The sequence below is a fragment of the Anaeromassilibacillus sp. D41t1_190614_C2 genome, from assembly GCF_015558525.1.
In the GTDB taxonomy this organism is placed as follows: domain Bacteria; phylum Bacillota; class Clostridia; order Oscillospirales; family Acutalibacteraceae; genus Anaeromassilibacillus; species Anaeromassilibacillus stercoravium.
On sequence record NZ_JADMOD010000004.1, the window covers coordinates 1 to 20826 of the forward strand.

Here is a 20826-nt window from a genome sequence, read left to right on the forward strand (position 1 = left end):
GGTATCGGCTTCCACTTCCGTACCGTTCTCCAAGACGATCCACTTCTCCAAGCCAGGATAGCTGGTCTTGTCGCCGCCCTTGGTCAGGGAAAACGCCATGCCAAATACGATTACACGGCCTTGATAGCAGTTGCACATATTCGGGCCATCAATTCCGGCATTCAGCGTAATCGTGGCCTTCTCCTCGCGGGAATCCTTGATGGCTTCTGCCAGCTCCGCATTCAAGGCCGAATAAGAAGAGGAACCCTCCGCCATATAACTTGCCAGGGAATTTCCGCTCACAGAAATCAGCGAATTGTAAAAATAATAATGGCCAAGCGCCGCTACCCCAAGGTTGCTCTCCGGAATGCCAACTTTCGGGTGCTGCCCGCCACGGGGGTTATAACAACTGAACAGGTCGGCAATATAAGCTTCGTCGGCCTCTTTCAAGTCGGTAATGGACGCCCCATGGGTCTCATTGTAATAATCAATGTAATAATCGTCCAGATCGTCGATGCCGTTTTCGTATCCCTTTTTCGCAAGGGCGTCCGCAATATTTGCATCGGTCAGATTCCGGTCAAACTCACTTAGGCTTGGCCAATCGGGATCAATGCCAATATCCAATGCGGCCAACGCATGGTTATAGGAACGCCATACATTGTTTTTGGAACCGATATAAACGTTAAAGCCGTCGAATGCTGTCACATACTCGCCGGTATATCCTGCATCCTGCGTGCCGTCATAATCGTCCGTGCCGAGCACCAGGCTGCCGTCTTCGTACACATACGGCTGATTGGAATGGTTTTCGATTTCAATGATGAAATCGCAGACGTCGCCGGGAACCGCTAGGCTATTATTTAGAGCCTCGCCAAGGGCATCCGTCAAATTTATATCCAGCGTATCGCCTTCAACGTTTTCCCCGATCACGATGGTCGTAAGGACCTTTTGTGCTTCGCTGTCAAAGCTTGACTCCACCGTAACCCCCTCCGAGGTTTCCGGGTATTCCGGCGTGTTATACTCCGGGACCTCCGCAGCAGATGCCGTGACCGGGAATAAGGCCAGCAGCATGCACAGGGCCATCAGGCCGCTGAACAAGCGTGTCTTCATGTTCTTCTTCATAAATTTTGTTCTCCTTTCAACTTCATTTATAAAAGCCCCTTTCGGGTTCTTTCCTGTTCCGTTGGATGCGCGCATTCCAAGCCCTGCGCCGCACCCGCCGCCGGAACAACAGGAACGTTTTCCTTTTCTGTTCCTGTTGTTTCGGAGCCGGTTTCTAGGGAATGGTTAGGAATTTTCCTGTTTTTTGCGGAATGTGCGCGGGACGATCATCACGGCGCCCGCTGCTGCAAGGATACTCATGCCGCCAACAGTAAACAGCATGGTGCCCATGCCGCCGGTGTGCGGGACCGGGCTGTTTGCAAACTTGACGCTGACCAAATTGCTGCCATCCGCCTGGTCGGGAATGGTAATGGTCAGTTCTTCCTCGCTGCAAACGTAGCCTTCCGGCGCTTTGGTCTCTTTGAGGTAGTAGACGCCGGCATCGAGGCCGTCGATCAGGATGTGGCCATCCGCGCCGGACGTCAGTTCCACCACGTTGATGGGGTTCCCTCCTTCATCCTTCTGGTAGAACTCGAACGTTGCGCCTTCCAGGCCCTTTTCCTCGTTGGTCTGATCGTACTTGAATACGTCGATTTTATACGTCTCAACGGTGACCTTATCTCTCATGGTCTCGCCGCCCGGGTAAGACACCCATGCGGTGTTCTGATAGCTGCCGGCCGTGGCTGTGCCGTCCAGCTTGGCGGTATACGTCACGACAATGTCGGTTGCATGTTCGATGTCCGCGTCGGTGATGACCCCTGCATTGTACAGGGCCACCAGGTCCATCGTGATCTCAAAGTCACAATCTGCGTCGATCACACCGGGCTGGTTCAAGATATATTGGCTGGCGTCCAACGTCACATCGTTGTCCGTGCCCTCGCGGTCAATCGTAATCACAAAGGAATCCGGTTCCACGAGATAGTCGTCCATCGCGTCATGGAGGGTCAGGAGATATTCGCCGCGCTCTTCCAGGGGTACGTTCGCCAAAGTGTTGATTGCCGGTCCGGTTACTTCCGGATCGTTTGCATCCTCGGGCTTTATGTAGTTGAGCAGGTCGTCCGGCACATTGGTGGTCAATTTGAAATCGACGGTATTGCCCGCAGCAACCGTGTCGTCCTTCACATCGGTTGTGGATTCATCGGAATTGGTCCGTACGATCCACTTTTCCAGCCCCGGGAAACTGGTCTTTTCGATGGGGTCCTTTCCGTGGGCTGCTTTGAGAGAGGTCACGCCGCTTACCGTGGCCAAGCCGGTTTCTTCCGAGAAATCCGTGAATTCTTCGATGTGGTTGCCCTCTTCGGTTCCCGCATGGGCTTCCCAGCGTGTTCCTTCCGAATCGTCATACCAGCCGTCGATGAGATGCTCTTTGCCGCCGCAATCCTCGCCGTCCATAACCCAGCTCGCGCTGGTTTCGCCAAAGGTGAGGCTGGGGCCGTTTACGCCCTGCGAAACATAGATGTCGTCGCCGCCAACCGTGGCATGGTTGTTATAGATCTTGGCGTCCGCAGGAAGCGTTACGGTTGGATCGTAGTTGGCGCCATAGCCAACATAAACGCCGCCGCCAAAGCCGTCCAGCAGATCATTTGTCACGTGGTTCCCCATAATTTCCAGGACCGCGCCGTCCTCCACCGTCAACGATCCCTGGCGGACATACAGGCCGGTATTTTGATTGTCCTTGATGGAAAGTTTGCTGGTCCCATCGACCGTAAACGTGTTGTTGTTGTACAGGCGCATGGCCGCATAGCCGGCGAGCGAGCCACCCGCATTCCCCGTCAGCGAAACGGTGGAGTTGTTTTGAATCGCCATATCCCCGTCCACGGCCACGCCGATAAATCCATTGCCGTTTGCCGTGACCGTCGAGGAATCCACCATCAGATTTTTTGCGGACAGGCCATGCGAGCCGTTATCGCTGAAATTGACGACCGAATTCTTGATGTCGTAATTCGAGCCATTGGAACCGTTGCCAATGCTGTTGATGACCTGGACATTGCTGCTGTCGATTTTGACATTCCAGGTCCCGGTAATGCCGCTCCGGTTCTGGTCGGAAATATACGTGGAATGCAGGACATTCAGGTTGCTTTCGTTTCCACTCCATTCGATTGCATCTTCCGGGAAATTTGTAATCTCCAGCCGCGAATGGTCCAGCGTAATGGTTCCCACGCTGCCGCCATCATAATAAATGGCGTGCAGGCGGTTGGACGCACCCGCGCCGTCCATATAGACCTTGGCATTTTTAAAGGTGAAGTCCGTATCCCCATTGACATAGAAAAGGCTCAGGTCCGAGGTGTATTCCGGGTTCTCAATTTCGATGGTATAGCCGAAATGGGCGGTCATGTTTTGAAACGTCAGGCTGCGGCCCTTGCTGAAGCCATAGCGCACATCGGTCGAGGTCAATGTGTGGCCCTGCCCGTCGATGGTGATGGACTTGTCCAAGGTTTTGCTGACCGTCGCGTCATCCAGCAGCAAGATGGTGTCGCCGTCCGAGGCCGCTGCAATGGCGTCGTCCAGCGTTGCATACGTCTGGTCCCCGATCTGCGCCACATCGTTCCCTGCTGCAAATGCGGCTGTCGGCAGGAACGCCAACAGCATACACAGCGCTACCAATCCACTAAACAAACGCACTTTCATACTCTTTTTCATGATTTTTTGTTACCCCTCCTGAAAATTTTCGATGAAAAAATAAGCCCTATCCGGGCTTTCTGGGTTTTTCATCTTTCTGCAACTAAGGCGGCTTTTCCATGCCACGATAGCCGCCCTACCGCCTCCTTCGCGTGATTTAGCGGCATCCGCCGGCCGCTAAAAGATCCATCTGCCCGCTTGTGCGATGGATTGTGCCACTGGGGCATCCCCTTTAGAATCTTGAAAAAACGTTATTATCTTATTAAGATACCGTTGGTTGTTTTAATCCTATCATATTTATCTATAAAATGCAAGCTTATAAGACTTTATTATAGTAAAAGTATGGAAAGCCCTTCCCGATAGCAAAAGGACCTCGCCCTGGAAAACAGGGCGAGGTCCTTTTTAAGATTCTGGCCTTCTAATTATAGGAATGATAGGATTCGCAAGCCGGCCTGTTGGGAAGGCTGGGCTCCCCCTCTAAAAAAGCGCATGCTTTCAAAAAGGGGATTTCACAAGGGCGCCTATTGCTGGCCTCTGGGGAGCGGGCCGCGGGACCCACCGGTTTGCTTAGGTGGCCTCGCTGGAGGCGCGTCCAGACCGGAAGTCCGCTTCATAAATCAGCATGCCCGGATTGGCGAGCACCTGCTGTGCTGCATAAGCGCCCGCGCCCAAGAGGGCGGGGCTCCCCTCCAGCTGGTTGATCTCGATGGCCAGGTCGCTGTAGATCCGTTCATTGACCCCGGCTTCGACGCACCTGCGGACAACCTCCAGCAGGCGTTCCGGGCAAATATCCACCAAAGCGTCGCCCAGGACAATCAGGCCCGGGTTCATTTGGTTGATCAGGCTGATAACGCCGACGCCCAACCGTTCACACACATGTTCATAAGCCTGCACCGCCACAGGGTCCCCCGCGCGCACCGCAAGGGCAATCGCTTCATCGTGCAGGTTGCCCGCGTCTAGGCACGAAGGCCGGTGCGCACGCAAGAGGTCCCGGATCTCGGACCGGAGCGCCGAAAGGGAACAATACTTTTCCAGGCAGCCGTGGTTTCCGCATTCGCAGAGAGGGCCGTCAAACTTGATGCTGCTGTGGCCAAATTCCCCGGCAATCCCGTGTTGCCCCGAGACGAGTTTTCCATCGGATATCATGCCGCACCCAACGCCCTGGCCCGCCAAAATATAGGCCATATTCTGCACCGCCGGCTCCTGCCAGCGGGACCAAAGCTGCGCAAACGCGCTGGCCTTCGCATCGTTGAGGACATAGATCGGCATCCCCACCCCTTCGGACAGCACCGCACGGATGGGGAAGTTCTGCCAGCCGGACAGCTCTGTCACAAACAAAAGGCGGTCCAGGTCTTCCAGGTACGGCCCCGGCATAGCCAAGCATGCGGCAAGGAGCTCCGAATCCGCATAGTCTTGTTGGAGCTGTAGGATAGCCGTGCGGATGCGCGATAGGACGGACTGCGGGTCCTCCGTTTGGGAAATTTCGAACGAACGGGTTTCATATACCTTCCCGGAGATCCCCACCAAGTCAACGTAAAACTGGTCGCGCGTCATACTGATCCCAATCACCTTGTACCGCGCGTCGTTCAAGGTTACGCCGATGGAGCGCCTGCCTTTTTCCCCTGGGATCAGGCCGGTTTCCACCACAAGGCCGCATTGGATCAGTTCCGCTGCAATGTTGGTGATGGTGGCCTGTTTGAGTCCCGAAAGGCGCGACAGCGTCGCGCGCGAGCAAATCCCCTCTTGCCGCAGGAGGTTGAGGATTAAGGCCCGGTTGATGAGTTGGCTGCGTTCTTGGTTGATACTAGCTGGTTTGTTGCTTTGATTCATAACTTCTTCCCTCCAACGCACAATATCGTTCGTAGCTATGCCGCCGGTGGTTATACAAGCATATCGGATGGATGCATTGCCGCCGTGCCAGGCGCCCCTCACTGCCCGGCTCCGGCTGTCTGTAGTTTTCTGCCCGATCATTTCCCTGATGGATGCAAACAATCAGCTTTGTGTGCGTGCAAAGCCGCGATCCTCTTGGCGGCATACCCCCTTGCTGCATCCGGCAGAACCGATGCCTATGGCCGGTTTTGATCCGGTAAGGCGCTTGACGCGCATACCGCCCTTTGGGGGAGGGCATTCTTCCAGCCCTCCCCCAAAGGGTCCTCATTTTTATTTTCACAATACTTCTGGGAAAATAAAAATACCGTCCATTTCATATAGTCATCGATTTTAGTAATGCTTTCGAAGTAATGCTTTCGAAAACAGTATAATCTTGTAAAAATAGAAACACAAGAATCACTATTTTTGCAGTAACAATTCTTTCAATTTTTATCCATAATATTGCAAACTAATTATATTTTGCCTCTAAAAATGTGTATTTTTATAAAAAATTGCACTTTTCCCCCTTTAGTAGACGCACAACGGGCACACAGTGCCTTCCGCGCCTACGGCTGACCTCCGGTCGGGACGCGCCTACGGCGGGCACAAAGTGCCTCTCTCGCCTACGGCGTTCCCTACGAAAGCAAACGGCGAGGAGTTTGCTTTCCGCTCCACAGGGGAAATCCTACGGAAGCAATCAGCCAATCGTTACTGCACAGTGTTTGACTGGGGTATTGCCCGGCAGGGTCGTATAAACGCCCGTGCTCTGGCCCGGCGTGCCGGTGGCATAGACTCTGTAATAGTAGTCGTTGCCGATCTTCGCCACGAACTGCGTCTTCAGCACATCGCCGTTGCCGGCCGTGAAGCCCGGCGTCATGGCGTTGCCGTTGACGACCGTCATCTTGAAGCAATACGCCTGGCCGCGCTTCAGCATAAAGTTGACCGTCGTATCGGAAACCACATACGCATTCGCTGCCACGCTCTGGCTTGCAGATACCACACCCGCTGCGCCGTATGCGTTGCCAATGTTCGCAGACGTGCTGCCCTTGCCGCTGGAGCTGCTGCCGGAGGAGCTAGTGCTCTTCGGGACAAGTGCGTTGTAGGCGCTCGCCAGTGCTCTGGTGGCACGGTCGACCTTGGGCTGATCCTCTTCGGTCATGTCCTTGTCGTCAATGATTGCCAACGCACGGTTCATCGCGCTCTTGAGGGTTGCAACAGACGCCGCCGTGTACTCGCTTGTATCGACCGCCTGTGCCTTGCTCAGGATGCTGTTGAGCTCGCTCTTGTCGGCCTTTCTGCGCAGGCCCATGAGGATGTCATTCAGTGCGATGGTCTGTTCGTCCACCGCTTCCTGCGATGCCGTTTCGTCCGCAAGGACTTCCTTTGCCGCCTCAAGTGCATCCGGCAATGCCGCCTTCGCATCGTTGTCGGTGTAGTCGTTGAGGTCGAGGCTGTCCGCCTTATCGACGGCGGCCTGCAGGGAGGACTTAGCCCGCCAGCTCCTGATACGGCTTTTCGAGCTTGCCGCCCGGGGCGGAGAAGTACACCTGCAGGACTTCCTTGCCGGAATAGGTGTCGCCGGTGTTGGTAATCGTCGCGTTCACCGTGACGGTCTCTGCGTCCGCCTGCACATAGTTGATCTCCGTATCAAACGTGGTGTACGACAGGCCATAGCCAAATTCATACGCCGGGTCGATGCGGAAGGTGTCGAAATAGCGGTAGCCGACATAGATGCCGTCCTTATAGAATTCCGTCTGGGAATTGCCGTCGTTGTTCGCAAAATCGGCGGAGGACGGGTAATCCTCATAATTGACGGCCCACGTGTCGGTCAATTTGCCGGACGGGGTCACCTTGCCGGAGATGACGTCCGCGACCGCGTTGCCGCCCTCCATGCCGGCCTGGCTCATCAGCAGCATGGAATCGAGGCCCTCGATCTCGCCGAAGAACTTCGTGTCGATGATGCCGCCCACGTTCAGGACGACCACCACTTTGTCGAAGTTTGCGCCCAGCTTTTGCAGGTTGGCATATTCGATGTCCGTCAGCTGGTAGTCCCCTTTTTCGTTTTTCCGGTCCGAACCCTCGCCGGAATTGCGGGAGATCACGTAAACTGCTGTGCCTGCATCCGAAGCCGCTTCGATGTTTGCGTCCGTGATCTCCGGGTCCGGCATCGAGAACGTCGCCCACATGCCGCCTTGGAAATCCTCTTCGCCTTCGTCGTAGGCAACCTTAAAGTCGTTCAGCCAGTCCTCGCTGGTGATCTCATAGCCTGCGTTCTTCAGGCCGTCCCAAACGTTGACCACATAGCGCTGGTTGACGTCGCCGGAGCCGGTGCCGCCCTTGACGGTCGCATATGCGCCGCCGCCATACAGGGCGATCTTGCTCTGTTGCGGGATTGGGAGTGCATTTTCGTTATTTTCCAGCAAAACCATGCCCTGTGCGGCAACGTCCCTGGAAAGTTCTGCATTGCGGATCTCGCGTTCGGACATTTCGTCCGTGGGAGAAGCCGCAAAGGCCGCTGTCACAGCTGATCCGGCGATCATGGAGAGCGTCAGGACCAGCGAAATGACTTTCCGTAGTCTTTTCATAAATCCAATTCTCCTTTGTTTTGAAATCGTGTCTCCAACCTTACCCATTTCAAAAACCAAACGGGAGGGCTTTGCAGCCAATCCGTACGTTTCTATATGCAGATACTTCCTCTTTCCATTGCAAATGTGCAGCGGGTTCCGCACGGACCGGCCTCTTTCCTGCCAAAAGGCCCTCTTTCTTTGCAGGATTCCTCAACGTTTTTCTCTTCTGGCCCCCTTTCTCAAAGGAAATTTCTTTAAAATATCCGATTCAAGCCGGTAGCGATATGTGCTGGTCCAGCCCCCCTTTTACGAAGATGCACAAAAGCAGGATAAAATGGGACTCTTTCACAGCCTATTCATTTATCGGCTTGAATATCTGACTGGATATAGTATAATGATGGATACAAAGGGAAATCAAGAATCACTATTTTGCACGAATAATTCTAAAATAAACTATGCAATTTAACGAACAAAAAATTTGTTACTCCCAAAAAATTGTATGTAAGCAAATACTTTAGAGGCTTTTGGGGAGCGATGCCCGGCAAAAAAAGCAGCTTTTTGCAAAGTTCCTTTAAAATAAATTGCTTTTTACTCCCTCAATGAATCTACCCTGCGATAAAATCATGTATAATAGCGTAAATAAAATTTTTTGTCCGCAAATTGTGTGGGGAATTCGTCTATTTCTCAGTATTTTATAGGCTTCCTCACAGCAATAATTACGTCTTCCGCTAAATTTTATTAGAAAATGTAGATCAAAAGGTTTGATTCTTACTATATTTATGTATAAAATGGGATATTATTTTTATAATATATAGTTTTTATGTAATATATCTAAAACCCGGTAAAATATAACTCGGAAGCGCCCCGCTTCTGTAGCCACAATCTCCAGATGTATGGCCGCTGTGGCGCTGGCGCTTTGGGGGAAGAGGGCAGGCCGGGTTTGTATTGGGGATGATGCTGCGTGGAACCGTGGCTGTTTTTAGGGAGAAGGGAGATTGCGTTTTGAAAAAGACAAAACCATACCGCGGGAAAAGCTTTTATAAGCTGCTGGCCGCGTTTTTTGCCGTGACGCTGCTTTGCAGCATGTTGATGTTGACCCAGTACCTGGCCAACGAGAAAACACAGCGCGAAGAAACCATCGAATCTTACCATTCCATGGTGGAAAAAAGCATGAAGAATACCGAGAGCATGCTGTCTTACATAGAAGAGGCCGGCACACGCATCGCCCAGCTGGATGGGATGGCGGAACTGGCAACATCTGAAAACATCCCTTTGGGATCGCCAGAGGCCCAACATTTTGTCCGTTCTTACCTGCATACGGTCCGCAAGACCATCCCTGCCACGGACCAGCCCATGTTCCTCTATTTCCAGAAAAGCGGGCGGGTGTTCGACAAATCGGCCGATGTCGATCCCCTGGAAAGCGGGATCGTGACGGGGCTGTTCGGGATGGACGCCGCCACATGGGACCAGCTGATCCAGGCCGGGGAAGAGGGCACCTGCACCATTATCCAAGATCCAAACATGGATTTCGCCCGCTTCGTCTACGTGCGGCAGATTTACCCGGGCGTGGTCTGGATGATCGGCGTAAATAGCAGCCGGATTGCCGAAGATCTCAGCTATTACTATTTGCCGGAGGACGCCCAGACGCTTTTCCTGACGGCAAACAACCGGAGCATTTCTTCCGCCAACGCTTATGGGCAGCCGGGCAACCTGCCGCTGGACTTTAAACAGGTTTCCGCCCTGCCGCCCTTCAGCGCAAGGACGTGGGACGGGCAGACCTATTTCGTCTACCATCAGGGGTTTTCCAACAATACGCTCCAGCAGGTGATCGCCATCCCGGACGCAGGCGTCCAGGAATGGATCGTGGTCATGGCCGGCGCCATCTTCAACACGCTGGTCGTAACCCTATTGGCAGGCGGGAGCCTCTCCTATTTCTTCTCGAAAACGTTATACCGGCCGGTCGAAAAACTGGTGGATACGCTGCCTGTCAAAAAGGGCAGCCGGGATGAGAGCGAATTCCAAATGGTGGCGAGCACGGTCCAGCAACTCTCGGAAAGGGCCAAGGATTACGAGACCCAGCTCCATTCGCAAAGCGACCTTTTAGCGGCAAGCCTCACCACCCGCGTTCTGAAAGGCGAAATCTTCCTTTCGCCCGACATCGCGGAAGCGCTGCGGCAGGGCGGGTTCCCCATTGCCTGCCAGAAGTTTGTTGTGCTGATCCTATCCATTGACGAGGACGCGGACGCCGAGTCCCCGCCCATCCAACAGGAAGAGGCGGGGAGCCTTTTAAAGGAGACATGCCGTTCGTTCCTGCTCAACGGTGGGTTCGCCGCCTATGTCGTCGCCGACCATACGTCCTTTCTCGGCGTGGTCGGCCTGGACAGCGGCGGCCTGGAGGAGGTCAAGGCGTGCGCGGAAGCCATCCAGGCGTTTACCGTCTCGGAGCTGCATATGCAGGTCTCCATCGCCCTAAGCGGCGAACACCATTCGCTGGACGAGCTGCACGAAGCGTACCATGAAGCCACGCAGGTGGCGGATTACCAGCTTCTGGCCGGCGAATATGGAAAAACCGCTACCTATAGCCGCCTGTCCAGCCTGATGTCCGGGCCAAACGGCTGCCGGGAATTCCTGGCGCAAGTGAATAAGCTCTCCAATTCCATCCAGTCCGCCAATTACCAGCAGGCCGCAGCGCTTGTGAAGGAAATCGAAGAGTCCTGCTCCAAACATCCGGCCGCAATGCCCCAGGCAAAATTGCAGATCTTCTATTTGACGGACGCCATCCTGCTCTCCCTTTCGGACAGCGACCTCGACCCGGAACTCCTGAACCATCTGCAAAACGCGGAAACCTTCCGCAAGCCGCGCAGCATTGATTCCCTGTGCCAGTGTACATACCGTATCTTCGCCTATCTGGACGCGAAAAAAGAACAATCCCGCCCCCAGGGGAAGCGCATTGAGCAGATCACCCAATACATACGGGAAAATTACCAGGACATCAACCTTTCGGCGGGCGCGGTGGCCGAACATTTCCACATCAGCCTGCCGGTGCTCTCCAACCTGTTCAAATCCGAACTCAACGTGGGGTTCCTGGATTACCTGCACAAATTCCGCATTGAGCGCGCCAAAGAGCTGATCGTCCACACCGACCACACCATCGGCGACATCTCCGCCATGGTGGGGTATGCCAACTCGATCACCATGAACCGCGCGTTCAAACGATATGAGGGCGTGACCCCCGGCTGGTACCGGCAATCGGCGTCCTCCCACGCGGCGGCCCAAAAGGGGGCGGGGGACGTTTCGCCCTGACCGTCCGCCGGGACGCCCGCGCGCCTTCTCCGGCGGCTGCGCGCCCATGGGCTGGGGGAAGGCGCCGCCCTGCAAAGGCGGCTTTTTGGAATGCAGGGAAAAAATTTGGTAACCCTAGTGTAACAGATGCGGCGGCGGCCTGTCCCGCGAAATATGGGGGAGCCCGCCGCAACGCTATTTTCCCCCTGCAAACGGCGAGGCGTCCCGCCTGGGCGCCCTTTAAGCGGACCCTCTGCGGGGGCAACGATCTTGCGGGCCCGTGCAGGGCCCCTGTGGAAAGGATTTGATCATATGCCGACCTTTAACGCGCTCTACGGCCGCCTAGTGCGCGCCTCCGTAAAAGGCAAGAGCGAAGAGGAGCTGGAAAAGCTCCGCCAGGAGGATTTTGACCCCCATCACCTCGACTGCCTGCTGAACCCGGAAAAATACCCCACGGTCTGGCGCGTGGGCGACTGCAACTGCTCCAAAGAGGAGGCGGCCAACTGCGCCGGGAAGTGCCTGTTCGACGCGCTCTACACCGACGAAAACGGCAATGTACAGGTGAACAGCAAGATGTGCGTGGGATGCGCCGCCTGCGTGGAGCGCTGCAAAGCGAAAAACCTGGTCGAAAGCAAGGACATCCTGCCCACGCTCGACCTGATCCACCGCGGGGGCGCGCCGGTCTACGCCATTGTCGCGCCGGCGGTCATCAGCCAGTTTTCCGATGAGGTCACGCCCGGCAAATTGCGCACGGCGTTCAAAGCGCTGGGCTTTGCGGGCATGGTGGAGGTCGCGCTCTTTGCCGACATCCTGACCCTGAAAGAGGCGCTGGAATTCGATGCGAACATCCTCACCGACCAGGACTACCAATTGACAAGCTGCTGCTGCCCGATGTGGATCGCCATGCTGCGGCGGGTCTATCAAGAACTGATGCCGCATGTGCCCGCGGCGGTCTCGCCCATGGTGGCCTGCGGCCGCGCCATCAAGCGCTTGGAGCCCGGGGCAAAGGTGGTCTTTATCGGCCCGTGCCTGGCGAAAAAATCCGAAGCGCGCGAGCCCGACATTGCGGACGCGGTGGATTATGTGCTCACCTTCCAGGAGGTGCGCGACCTCTTCGACTTTGCGGACATCCACCCGGAGATGATGGCGGAGGACAACCGGGAGCATTCCTCGACGGGCGGCCGCATCTACGCGCGCGCCGGGGGCGTGAGCCAGGCGGTGCAGGACTGCGTGCAGCGCCTGAACCCGGGCCGCAAAATCAAGGTGCATGCGGTGCAGGCCAGCGGCGTCCCCGCATGCAAACAGCTTCTGAACGACCTCAAGGAGGGGAAGCTGGACGCCAACTTCCTGGAGGGGATGGGCTGCGCCGGGGGGTGCGTGGGCGGCCCCCGCGCACTGATCGGCAAGGAGCTTGCCCGGGACAACGTCAACCGGTATGGGGAAGAGGCCCCCACGCCGACGCCGGTGGACAACCCCTATGTGATCGAGCTGCTGCACCGGTTGGGATTCCCAACCGTGGAAAGCCTGCTGGAGAACGACACCCTCTTTACCCGCACATTTTAACGTGCGGGGAAAGGCAACCACGCGGCGCCTGTGGGCAGCCTTCCTCCCTTTTGGATACGCTCCGCCACAGGGCCATGCAGGTGCGGGGCGGCCCTGCGTTGCCCTCGCCGGCCTGGCCGCGCAAACCGGCCGGGCTTTTGCCGGTTGGGCCGTCTTGCGCCCACCGTACATATCCCTTTCGGCCAACCCAACGCCATCAAAACCGGCCCCGGTCTCCCGCTACGCCCATACAGGGGCGGGCCCGCTGGAAAAACGGCCGGAGGCCTCCCAGGCGTCTCTTCCGGCCCCCTTTCGAAAGCCTTCTCATATAGAAATTTATTTGTAAAAATCCCATTTTTGCAATAACCCTCCCGCGGGGCGCGCGGCCCTTTCCTGCCGGATAAAACGCCCTGCCATAAATTTATCTATGGGTTCTATATTAAAACTTTTCAAGTTGAAAATGGATTTTATGTGTTCTTTCTAAATGATTTCTATAAAAAATAAATTTTTTTCGAGAAAATGGTGCTATTTGTACATATTTAATTTAATATTAGAATTATTTGTCGAATCGTTGCGTGTATAATAAAAGAAATTACCAGATCCTTTACCAATCATTTCATTTTAGATGGGTGGGAAAAACATGAACGAATACAATACCCGGAAAAGCATCAATCAAGAAAAAAGCCAACTGATCAACCGCGCGCTGGTGCTCGACCTTTTGCGGCAGGAGGGGATCTGTTCGCGCGCCACGCTCTCCCAGCTGTCCGGCCTGAAACAGGCCACGATCACCAACATCATCAATGAATTCATCGCCTGTGGCCTTGTGATCGAAACCGGCCTGATGAGCGGCAGCAAGGGCCGCCGTTCCATCGGCATTTCCCTGAACGACCAAAAGTACAAGGTGATCGGCATCCGCATGACGCGCAGCGCGTTCTATCTGTGCCTGGCGGGCCTGTCCGGAAAATTGTACGGCGTCAAGCAGTACAAAATAGGCCCCAAGGAAAACGTACAGATCACCATCACGCGCATCCGCACCGCCATCTACACCATGCTGCAGGAAAACACCGATACGGAGATCCCCGTGGTCTGCATGGCGATGCCCGGCCCGTATTATGAGGAACGGGACAGCATCTTCTTTGTCACGGAGCTGGCCGGCTGGCACAATTTCCCAATTAAGGATGCGCTGACAAAGGACTTCACCGTGCCGATCCAGATTGTCAACGACGCCAACGCGGGCGCTTTTGCACAATTGTGGTATCGCAGCAAGGAATACGGCATCCGGAACATGATCTATGTCCTGGCCGGGCAGGGGGTCGGCTGCGGCATGATCACGGATGGCAAGCTGGTTTTGGGCCACCGCGGCCTCGCGGGGGAATTTGGCCACAACACCATCAATTTCAACGGCCCGCGCTGCGAATGCGGCAACTATGGCTGCTTGGAAAAGTATTGCTCCTTCATCGTCCTGTGCGAAAACATCGAGAAGCGCATCCGGAACGGCGAGTCCTCCATGCTCACGCCCGACGACCTGAGCACTGCAAAGATTTCCGAGGCGGTGCGCGCGGGCGACACGGTTGCGCGCGAGGAGTATGAGAAGGTCTGCGGGTTCCTGGCCATCGGGATCATCAACCTCATCAACCAGTTCAACCCGGGCCTGATTGTCATCGGCGACGAGCTGACCCAGGTGGACGGCGAGCTGCTCCTCTCGATTGTCCAAAAGCGCGTACACGACTGCGTCAATCCGCTGATCTACAACGAAATTGTGATCGAGCTCGATTCCATGCCGGAAAACCCCGTATTGATGGGTGCGGCAGCCATCGCGGCCCAGCAGGTGCTCTCCGACCCGGGCAAGCTGATGGATATGCCGGAGGAAAAATAAGGCTTTCCGTAGGGAACTGGAAACCCGCCCCCTTTTGCAAAAGGGCGGGCTTCTTTGTAGGGGTGGGAACGCCCCTTTGCAAGCTCTTGCGGCGGCCGGGGAAAGGATCGGGGGACCTATGTACCGGAAAAGCACATTGGAGGATTGCAGGGCAATCTATCAACTGATCTGTGAACTGGAGCAGAAAGAACTGCCCTACCAACGGTTTTCGGAAATTTACTATCAGCAGATACAGGACAGCCGCTATTACTGCCTGGTCTATGAGTACAACGGCTCCGTGGTCGCGGCACTGAACCTGCGCATGGAGGAGCAGCTGCATCACACGGAACGCATTGCGGAGATTTTGGAATTCTCCGTTGCGGAATCCTGCCGGGGCAAAGGGGTCGGCAGGGAGATGTTCGACCGCGCCTGCCAAATGGCCAGGAAGCGGGGCTGCTCCCAAATCGAAGCGGCCACCAACCAGCTGCGCGAAGGCGCGCACCGCTTCTACCTGCGGGAGGACATGCACAATTTCCATTACAAATTTTCCAAGCGGCTGTATGGGGAAAATGCTTCGGAGAATATCCTGGGCAGGTAAGCCTTTTTGCAGGGCAGCCGCAAGAATGCCCGCTGGAAAAACGGGGAAGCGGCAAACGCCAAAGGGCGGCTGGGAAAGAACCGCTGGGAAAGCATGGCACAAAAAAGACGGCGTCCAAGGGAGTATGCACCCGCTTGGACGCCGTTTCGGTTTTTCTGGAAGGGTTGGCCTGTGGAAGCGGCGGCTTCCATCCGATTGTGCAGCGCCCTCCGTCCCCATGCAGAAGGGAAAGGGGAGGGCTGTTGCCCGCAGGGGCGGCCCTGCGGGCAGCGCGTCAAAACGTCCAATGCCTGCAAACCATCGGCGTATAGCGAATCCCGTTTTCCTCCCGCTCGCCCCCAAGCGGCACAAACCCAAACCGCCGGTAAACCTCCACCGCATAGGGGGAGGAATGCACCGTCATCTCCGGATAGTCTGCGGCGGATGCCATCGCGTGCAGCAGCGCCCTTCCCACGCCGCGCCGGTGCCACTCCCGGCGCACAAAGAACAGGCTGATGTGCGGCCCGCTCGTGGCCAGCACGCCGATAAGCCGGCCGCCCTCCCAAGCGCCAAAGAACTGTTGCCGGGCCATCTCCTCCCGGTTTTGAAGGAACGACCGGAATTCCTCCACGCCCTGCGCGGAGTAGACCGGCGCTTCAAACGCGCAGAATACCTCCCACACCAGTTGCAGCGCTTCCTCCATCTCCGTCTCCCGGAGCTGCCGGATCTCCATCCAAACCCATCCTTTCTCCCAAGGGGATCTTTTTGCATGACCGGGGCCATCCCCGGGGTTCAACCGCGCTCCGCGGCCCGCCCGGGGCGGCAAACCGGGCCAAGCCCTATTGGGCGTCCCGGAACAGGTCCTCCGGGAGCACCAGGTTTTCCTTCGGCACCTTTTCCCAGGAAAACAGGGGGAGCAGGTCGCGCGGGCGGGCGGGACGCGGATGGGGGAGAAGCCCCGCAAGATAGGCCACCCGGCCCACGATCTCCTCGCCGGAAAACCCGCGCGCCCGCAGAGCGCCCAGGTCCAGGTCGTGCTCCCGCTTGGAAAGCCGCCGCCCATCCCGCGCCAGCAACAGCGGGACATGGATGTATTGCGGGGGGCGCGCACCGAACAGGCGGTAGAGATACATCTGGCGCGGCGTGGAGGACAGCAGGTCCCGGCCGCGCACCACCTGGGTGACCCCCATGGCGATGTCGTCCAACACCACGGCCAGCTGGTAGGCGAACACGCCGTCCGACCGGCGGAGGATGATGTCCCCGCATTCGCGCGCCAGGTTTTGTTCCACAGGGCCATAATGCCCATCCACAAACCGCACGGCCTCGTCCGGCAGCCGCAGCCGCACCGCCGGGGCGCGCAGGCGGGCCTGCGCTTCGATCTGTTCCGCGGCCAGCCCCCGGCACCGGCCGGAGTAGATTGTTTCCCCGTCCGAATTGTGCGGCGCTTCCGCGGCATGGAGCTGGGCGCGCGTGCAAAAGCAGGGGTAGAGCAACCCCTGTTTTTCCAATTGCGCGAGCGCTTCCGCATAAAGCCCCGTCCGCCCGCTCTGGTAATACGGCCCGTTCGGTCCCCCCGCCGAGCCGCCCTCGTCCCAATCAAATCCCAAAAAGCGCAGGTCGTCCTCCAATTGGTCCGCCAGCGCCCGCGAGGTGCGGTCCGGGTCGAGGTCCTCCATGCGCAGGACCATGCGTCCCCCCGCCGCGCGCGCCGAAAGCCACGCCAGCAGGGCGCTCAGCAGGTTTCCCACATGCATGCGCCCGCTGGGGGAGGGTGCAAACCGCCCGGTGATCCTGTTTTTCCCTTCTATGTCCATCGTTTCCCTCCAACGCCGTTGTTCCCGTCCAGTATACCATATACGGGCCTTTTGCGGTAGGTTCCGGCCGCCCCAGAACTTTTTTTATTTTCTTTTGACTTATATAAGGCAAAACGCTATAATAAAACAAACAGAAATTCGCATAGGGTTCCTCAAAAAATAGATAAATTGGAAGAACAGTGGCGCGAGACGGGATAGCCGGGTATTTTTTACATCCGGCGGGCCACCTCTTTTCCGATCCGGCAGCCGTCCGTTTTCACGCTCGGAAGAAGCTTCTCATGGTCTGGGAATCCTTTAAGATGTCAGGGGGAACCAAAATGGTGGACAATCGATCGATCAGGCCGACGGAGCTGCCCGCACAGCCGGGGTTGGTCCGTCTGATGTGCGACGGCATTCCCGGCGGGATTTTCCGCTGTTTGCCCGACCCCGTTTGGACCATTTTGGAGGTAAGCCGCGGGTTTTTGAACCTGTTCGGTTATACGGCGGAGGAGATGCGGGAAAAATTTCACAACCATTACCTGGACATGATCCACCCGCACGACCGCCGGGCCGTCACCCGCGCGTTTCAGAAGCATATGGAAACCGGAACGGACCACTGCCTGGAATACCGGGTCAAGCACCGGGATGGGCATACGCTCTGGATTTTGGAGCAGAGCCATCTGATGCAGCGGGATGGCGAGCCGGATACGCTCTGCTGCACCTTGACGGACATCACCGAGGGCAAAAAGCTCCAAGAACAGCTGCGCCTCAGCCTGGAACGCCATCAGATCCTCATGGACCAGACGGACGACATCATCATCGAATGGAATATGGAGACGGATTCCTTTCTCTGCTCCCCGAAGTGGGAGACGAAATTCGGCTACATGCCGCAGAGGGAGCATATCACAAGGCATATCCTGCACGGCGATTCCCATATCCACCCGGAGGACCGGCAGCGCGTGGCCGAGGCCCTGCGCTCCATCCGGCGGGGCGCGTTGCACAGCGACCTGGAGTTCCGCATCTGCACGGCGGACGGGCGGTACCTCTGGTGCCGCGCGCGCATGACGGTGCAGACCAGCCAGGCCAACCATCCCGTCCATGCCATCGGCCTGCTGGTCGATATCGACAGCGAAAAGCGGCAGGCCGAAAAACTGCTGGAGATCGCCCAGCGCGATCCCCTGACCAACCTGCTGAACAAGGTGGCCTCGCAAAAACGCATCGAGGAGTATCTCAACACTGCGGCGGACGGCGATTGCTCGGCGCTCTTAATCGTCGACCTGGACAATTTTAAGCAGATCAACGACAGCATGGGACACCTGGTGGGGGACGCCATCCTGGTGGACGCCGCACAGCGCCTGAAAACGCATTTCCGCAGCACCGACACGGTGGGGCGGCTCGGCGGGGACGAGTTCATCATCCATATCCAAAACATCCAGGATGTTTCCATCGTTCAGAAAAAGGCGGAACAGTTGATCCTCGAGCTGGGGGACATCGGGACGGTGAACAACGGCATGGAGAATTCCCCCAGCATCGCCCTCTCCTGCAGCATCGGGGCCGCGATCTATCCCAAACATGGGAAAAGCTTCAAAGAACTGTACCGCCACGCGGACCTGGCGCTCTATCAATCCAAAAAGAACGGGAAAAACCAGTACAACGTCTACGACGGTTCCTACCAGCAGGAGCGCATTTTGCGCCCTTACACCCAGCCGGCGTCCATCCCCGAGGAAAAAGTGGATGCGGACGGGCCGGGCAACCTTCTCGACCACCTTTCCGAGCATTGCTTCCACATCCTGTACCACTCCCGCGACGTAGAGACAGCGGTCCAATCCATCTTGGAGATGGTGGGGAAGAAGTTCAACGTCAGCCGGTCGTATATCTTTGAGGACAGCGAGGACGGGAGCTATTGCCGCAATACGTTCGAATGGTGCAACGAGGGCATCTCCCCGCAAATTGACAACCTGCGCTGTATCTCCTATGAAAAGGATTTAAACAACCGTTACCGGGATAACTTCAATGAGGAGGGCATCTTCTACTGCCGCGACATCCGCCTTTTGGAGGAAGAGCCCTATGCCATCCTCGCCCCGCAGGGGATCAAGGCCCTGTTGCAGAGCGCCATATACGACAACGGCGTGTTCCGCGGGTTTGTCGGGTTTGACGATTGCTCGATCAACCGGTTTTGGACGCAGGACCAGGTGGACGCGCTGGCGTTTATCTCGGAGATCCTGAGCGTATTCCTCTTGAAGCACCGCGCCCAGCAGCGCACTGTACAGGCCGAGGAGTCCATCCGCTCGATCCTCGAAAACCAAAGCACCTGGATCTACCTGATCGACCCGAAGTCGTATGAATTGCTCTATGTGAACCGCTGCCTGGGCCAGATCTTCCCGAGCGCGCAAATCGGCATGCACTGCTACGAAGCCTTTTTCAGGCGGGACCATCCCTGCACGGAATGCCTGTTCCGGAAACTGACGGAGAAAAACCAGAGCCTTTTGCAGGAGGTTTACCATGCGGCCCTGGACCTCTGGCTGATGACCGACACCTCCATGGTGACCTGGCACAACCGGCCCGCCGTCCTGATGTGCTGCTTTGACATCACCCCCTATAAAAAGGCCGGGACGAACGACCTGCTGGACAAGAACCTCCGTCCCTGAGCGGGCGGAGGGGGAGGGCCGGCAAAGCCGGGCCGCTCCGCGCCCCGAGGCCAAAACCGTGCGGCACCAAAAACGCCTTGCAGCCAGCCCATACGGCGCTGGTGCAATCGCCATACATACGCAGAAAAGCGGCGTCCTTTTGAGCCTGAAACGCTCACAAAGGGCACCGCCTTTTTTGTTGCTTTTTGCATATGCAATTTTATGAAAGCTTTCCCGATTTCTATTCGGGTTCTTGGAGCTCCAACGGCCAAGGGCCGTTGGTTTCCTTTTGGGGTTTCCTTACTTCAAAACCTCCACCTGGCCGTCCTCCACGAAAAGCGCCTGGTGGTCGTCGATGACCTTCAGGTCCAGCGTGGAAGCATACGCGGCCACAATCTGTTCGACCGCCGCCCCGTACTCCGGGTTGCCCCGGTGCGGCACCGGATACCATTCCGTCAGATGCAGCCCCGTATAGTCCTGTAATCCCGGCGCTTTCCCGGGGTCGTCCATCGCAGACGAATAGGCGATGTCCGGGGCCGCGGCGATGGCGCCCGCCGATTCCCCGATATAGGGCTTTCCCTTGTGGACCTCCTCGCGGATCAGCCGGTCCGCGCCGCTCTGTTTCAGCGCTTGCAGCAGGAAAAAGGTATTCCCGCCCGCGATGTAGATCAGGTCATTTTTTTGCAGCGCCCTTTGGATGGCCGCATAGGGGGCGGTGGAGACCTCCACTTCGTCCACAACCAGCCCCATCTGTTCCAAATTCTGCTTTTCCAGGGCGGCCCAACCGCCCGGTTCCTCCGCAAGGCTTGCCGTGGGGATATAGGCGACCGATTTCCCTTTGTAATCGGGCATCACCCGCTGCAAGAGGTGGGAGACATTTTGAAACATGGATACCAGTAGCAATCTTTTCATCGCTTTTTCCTCCCTGTAAACAAACCTCGCCGGTTTGATGGGCATTCCGATACCGCGAAGCGTCTATAAGGCGCCCGGTTTCCAGCCCTGCGTGCGAAAGCGCAGC

Annotated in this window: 13 protein-coding genes; 5 read left to right on the top strand and 8 right to left on the bottom strand. The window is 56.7% G+C overall.

Translation table 11 applies throughout. The annotated features are described in order from the left end of the window. From I2G69_RS05110 to I2G69_RS05130, 5 genes are all read right to left on the bottom strand, one after another. Positions 1–1098: hypothetical protein (locus I2G69_RS05110; protein ID WP_195560349.1), on the bottom strand; the 1098-nt coding region annotated here is incomplete at its 3' end. Positions 1099–1263: 165 nt separating this feature from the next. Further along, positions 1264–3717 carry a SpaA isopeptide-forming pilin-related protein gene (locus I2G69_RS05115; protein WP_195560350.1) on the bottom strand — a complete coding sequence of 818 codons (2454 nt, stop codon included), beginning with the start codon at positions 3715–3717 and terminating at the stop codon, positions 1264–1266. A gap of 546 nt (positions 3718–4263) precedes the next feature. Further along, a complete protein-coding gene (locus I2G69_RS05120) occupies positions 4264–5526 on the bottom strand; it encodes an ROK family transcriptional regulator (protein WP_195560351.1) in 1263 nt (420 codons plus the stop codon). A gap of 736 nt (positions 5527–6262) precedes the next feature. Beyond that, positions 6263–7135 carry a hypothetical protein gene (locus I2G69_RS05125; protein WP_330610127.1) on the bottom strand — a complete coding sequence of 291 codons (873 nt, stop codon included), beginning with the start codon at positions 7133–7135 and terminating at the stop codon, positions 6263–6265. Next, a complete protein-coding gene (locus tag I2G69_RS05130; RefSeq protein WP_195560353.1) occupies positions 7053–8150 on the bottom strand; it encodes a glycoside hydrolase family 3 protein in 1098 nt (365 codons plus the stop codon). The genes I2G69_RS05125 and I2G69_RS05130 overlap by 83 nt, the downstream gene beginning before the upstream one ends. A gap of 984 nt (positions 8151–9134) precedes the next feature. On the opposite strand from I2G69_RS05130, the gene I2G69_RS05135 reads away from it, so the two are divergent. From I2G69_RS05135 to I2G69_RS05150, 4 genes are all read left to right on the top strand, one after another. Continuing rightward, entirely contained in the window at positions 9135–11435 is a 2301-nt protein-coding gene (locus tag I2G69_RS05135; RefSeq protein WP_195560354.1) for a helix-turn-helix domain-containing protein, read from the top strand. 291 nt (positions 11436–11726) lie between these two features. Continuing rightward, positions 11727–12977, top strand: coding sequence for a [Fe-Fe] hydrogenase large subunit C-terminal domain-containing protein (locus I2G69_RS05140; RefSeq protein ID WP_195451060.1), 1251 nt, complete (start codon positions 11727–11729; stop codon positions 12975–12977). A gap of 619 nt (positions 12978–13596) precedes the next feature. Continuing rightward, a complete protein-coding gene (locus I2G69_RS05145) occupies positions 13597–14832 on the top strand; it encodes an ROK family protein (RefSeq protein ID WP_195560355.1) in 1236 nt (411 codons plus the stop codon). A 118-nt stretch (positions 14833–14950) separates the two neighbouring features. Continuing rightward, a complete protein-coding gene (locus I2G69_RS05150) occupies positions 14951–15409 on the top strand; it encodes a GNAT family N-acetyltransferase (RefSeq protein WP_191448772.1) in 459 nt (152 codons plus the stop codon). Positions 15410–15683: 274 nt separating this feature from the next. Here I2G69_RS05150 and I2G69_RS05155 read toward each other — a convergent pair whose 3' ends face one another. Together I2G69_RS05155 and gluQRS are read right to left on the bottom strand one after the other, a co-directional pair. After that, positions 15684–16121 carry a GNAT family N-acetyltransferase gene (locus tag I2G69_RS05155; RefSeq protein ID WP_087234949.1) on the bottom strand — a complete coding sequence of 146 codons (438 nt, stop codon included), beginning with the start codon at positions 16119–16121 and terminating at the stop codon, positions 15684–15686. Between the two features lie 106 nt (positions 16122–16227). Further along, positions 16228–17202 (bottom strand): tRNA glutamyl-Q(34) synthetase GluQRS, encoded by a 975-nt coding sequence (gluQRS, locus tag I2G69_RS05160; RefSeq protein WP_195560356.1) that lies wholly within the window; start codon positions 17200–17202, stop codon positions 16228–16230. Positions 17203–17519: 317 nt separating this feature from the next. On the opposite strand from gluQRS, the gene I2G69_RS05165 reads away from it, so the two are divergent. Further along, positions 17520–19829, top strand: a complete 2310-nt coding sequence (locus tag I2G69_RS05165) for a diguanylate cyclase domain-containing protein (protein WP_195560357.1) — start codon at positions 17520–17522, stop codon at positions 19827–19829. A gap of 279 nt (positions 19830–20108) precedes the next feature. Here the strand turns inward: I2G69_RS05165 and I2G69_RS05170 are convergent, their stop codons facing one another. Continuing rightward, complete coding sequence (locus I2G69_RS05170; protein WP_191448769.1) at positions 20109–20720, bottom strand: Type 1 glutamine amidotransferase-like domain-containing protein; 612 nt, start codon at positions 20718–20720, stop codon at positions 20109–20111. Positions 20721–20826 lie beyond the last annotated feature (106 nt).

Bases quoted from the DNA above. Each gene is read 5' to 3' on its own strand.
- I2G69_RS05145 (WP_195560355.1), top strand. From the start codon at position 13,597: ATGAACGAATACAATACCCGGAAAAGCATCAATCAAGAAAAAAGCCAA.
- I2G69_RS05155 (WP_087234949.1), bottom strand. From the start codon at position 16,121: ATGGAGATCCGGCAGCTCCGGGAGACGGAGATGGAGGAAGCGCTGCAA.
- I2G69_RS05165 (WP_195560357.1), top strand. From the start codon at position 17,520: ATGGTGGACAATCGATCGATCAGGCCGACGGAGCTGCCCGCACAGCCG.
- I2G69_RS05115 (WP_195560350.1), bottom strand. From the start codon at position 3,717: ATGAAAAAGAGTATGAAAGTGCGTTTGTTTAGTGGATTGGTAGCGCTG.
- gluQRS (WP_195560356.1), bottom strand. From the start codon at position 17,202: ATGGACATAGAAGGGAAAAACAGGATCACCGGGCGGTTTGCACCCTCC.
- I2G69_RS05120 (WP_195560351.1), bottom strand. From the start codon at position 5,526: ATGAATCAAAGCAACAAACCAGCTAGTATCAACCAAGAACGCAGCCAA.
- I2G69_RS05130 (WP_195560353.1), bottom strand. From the start codon at position 8,150: ATGAAAAGACTACGGAAAGTCATTTCGCTGGTCCTGACGCTCTCCATG.
- I2G69_RS05140 (WP_195451060.1), top strand. From the start codon at position 11,727: ATGCCGACCTTTAACGCGCTCTACGGCCGCCTAGTGCGCGCCTCCGTA.
- I2G69_RS05150 (WP_191448772.1), top strand. From the start codon at position 14,951: ATGTACCGGAAAAGCACATTGGAGGATTGCAGGGCAATCTATCAACTG.
- I2G69_RS05170 (WP_191448769.1), bottom strand. From the start codon at position 20,720: ATGAAAAGATTGCTACTGGTATCCATGTTTCAAAATGTCTCCCACCTC.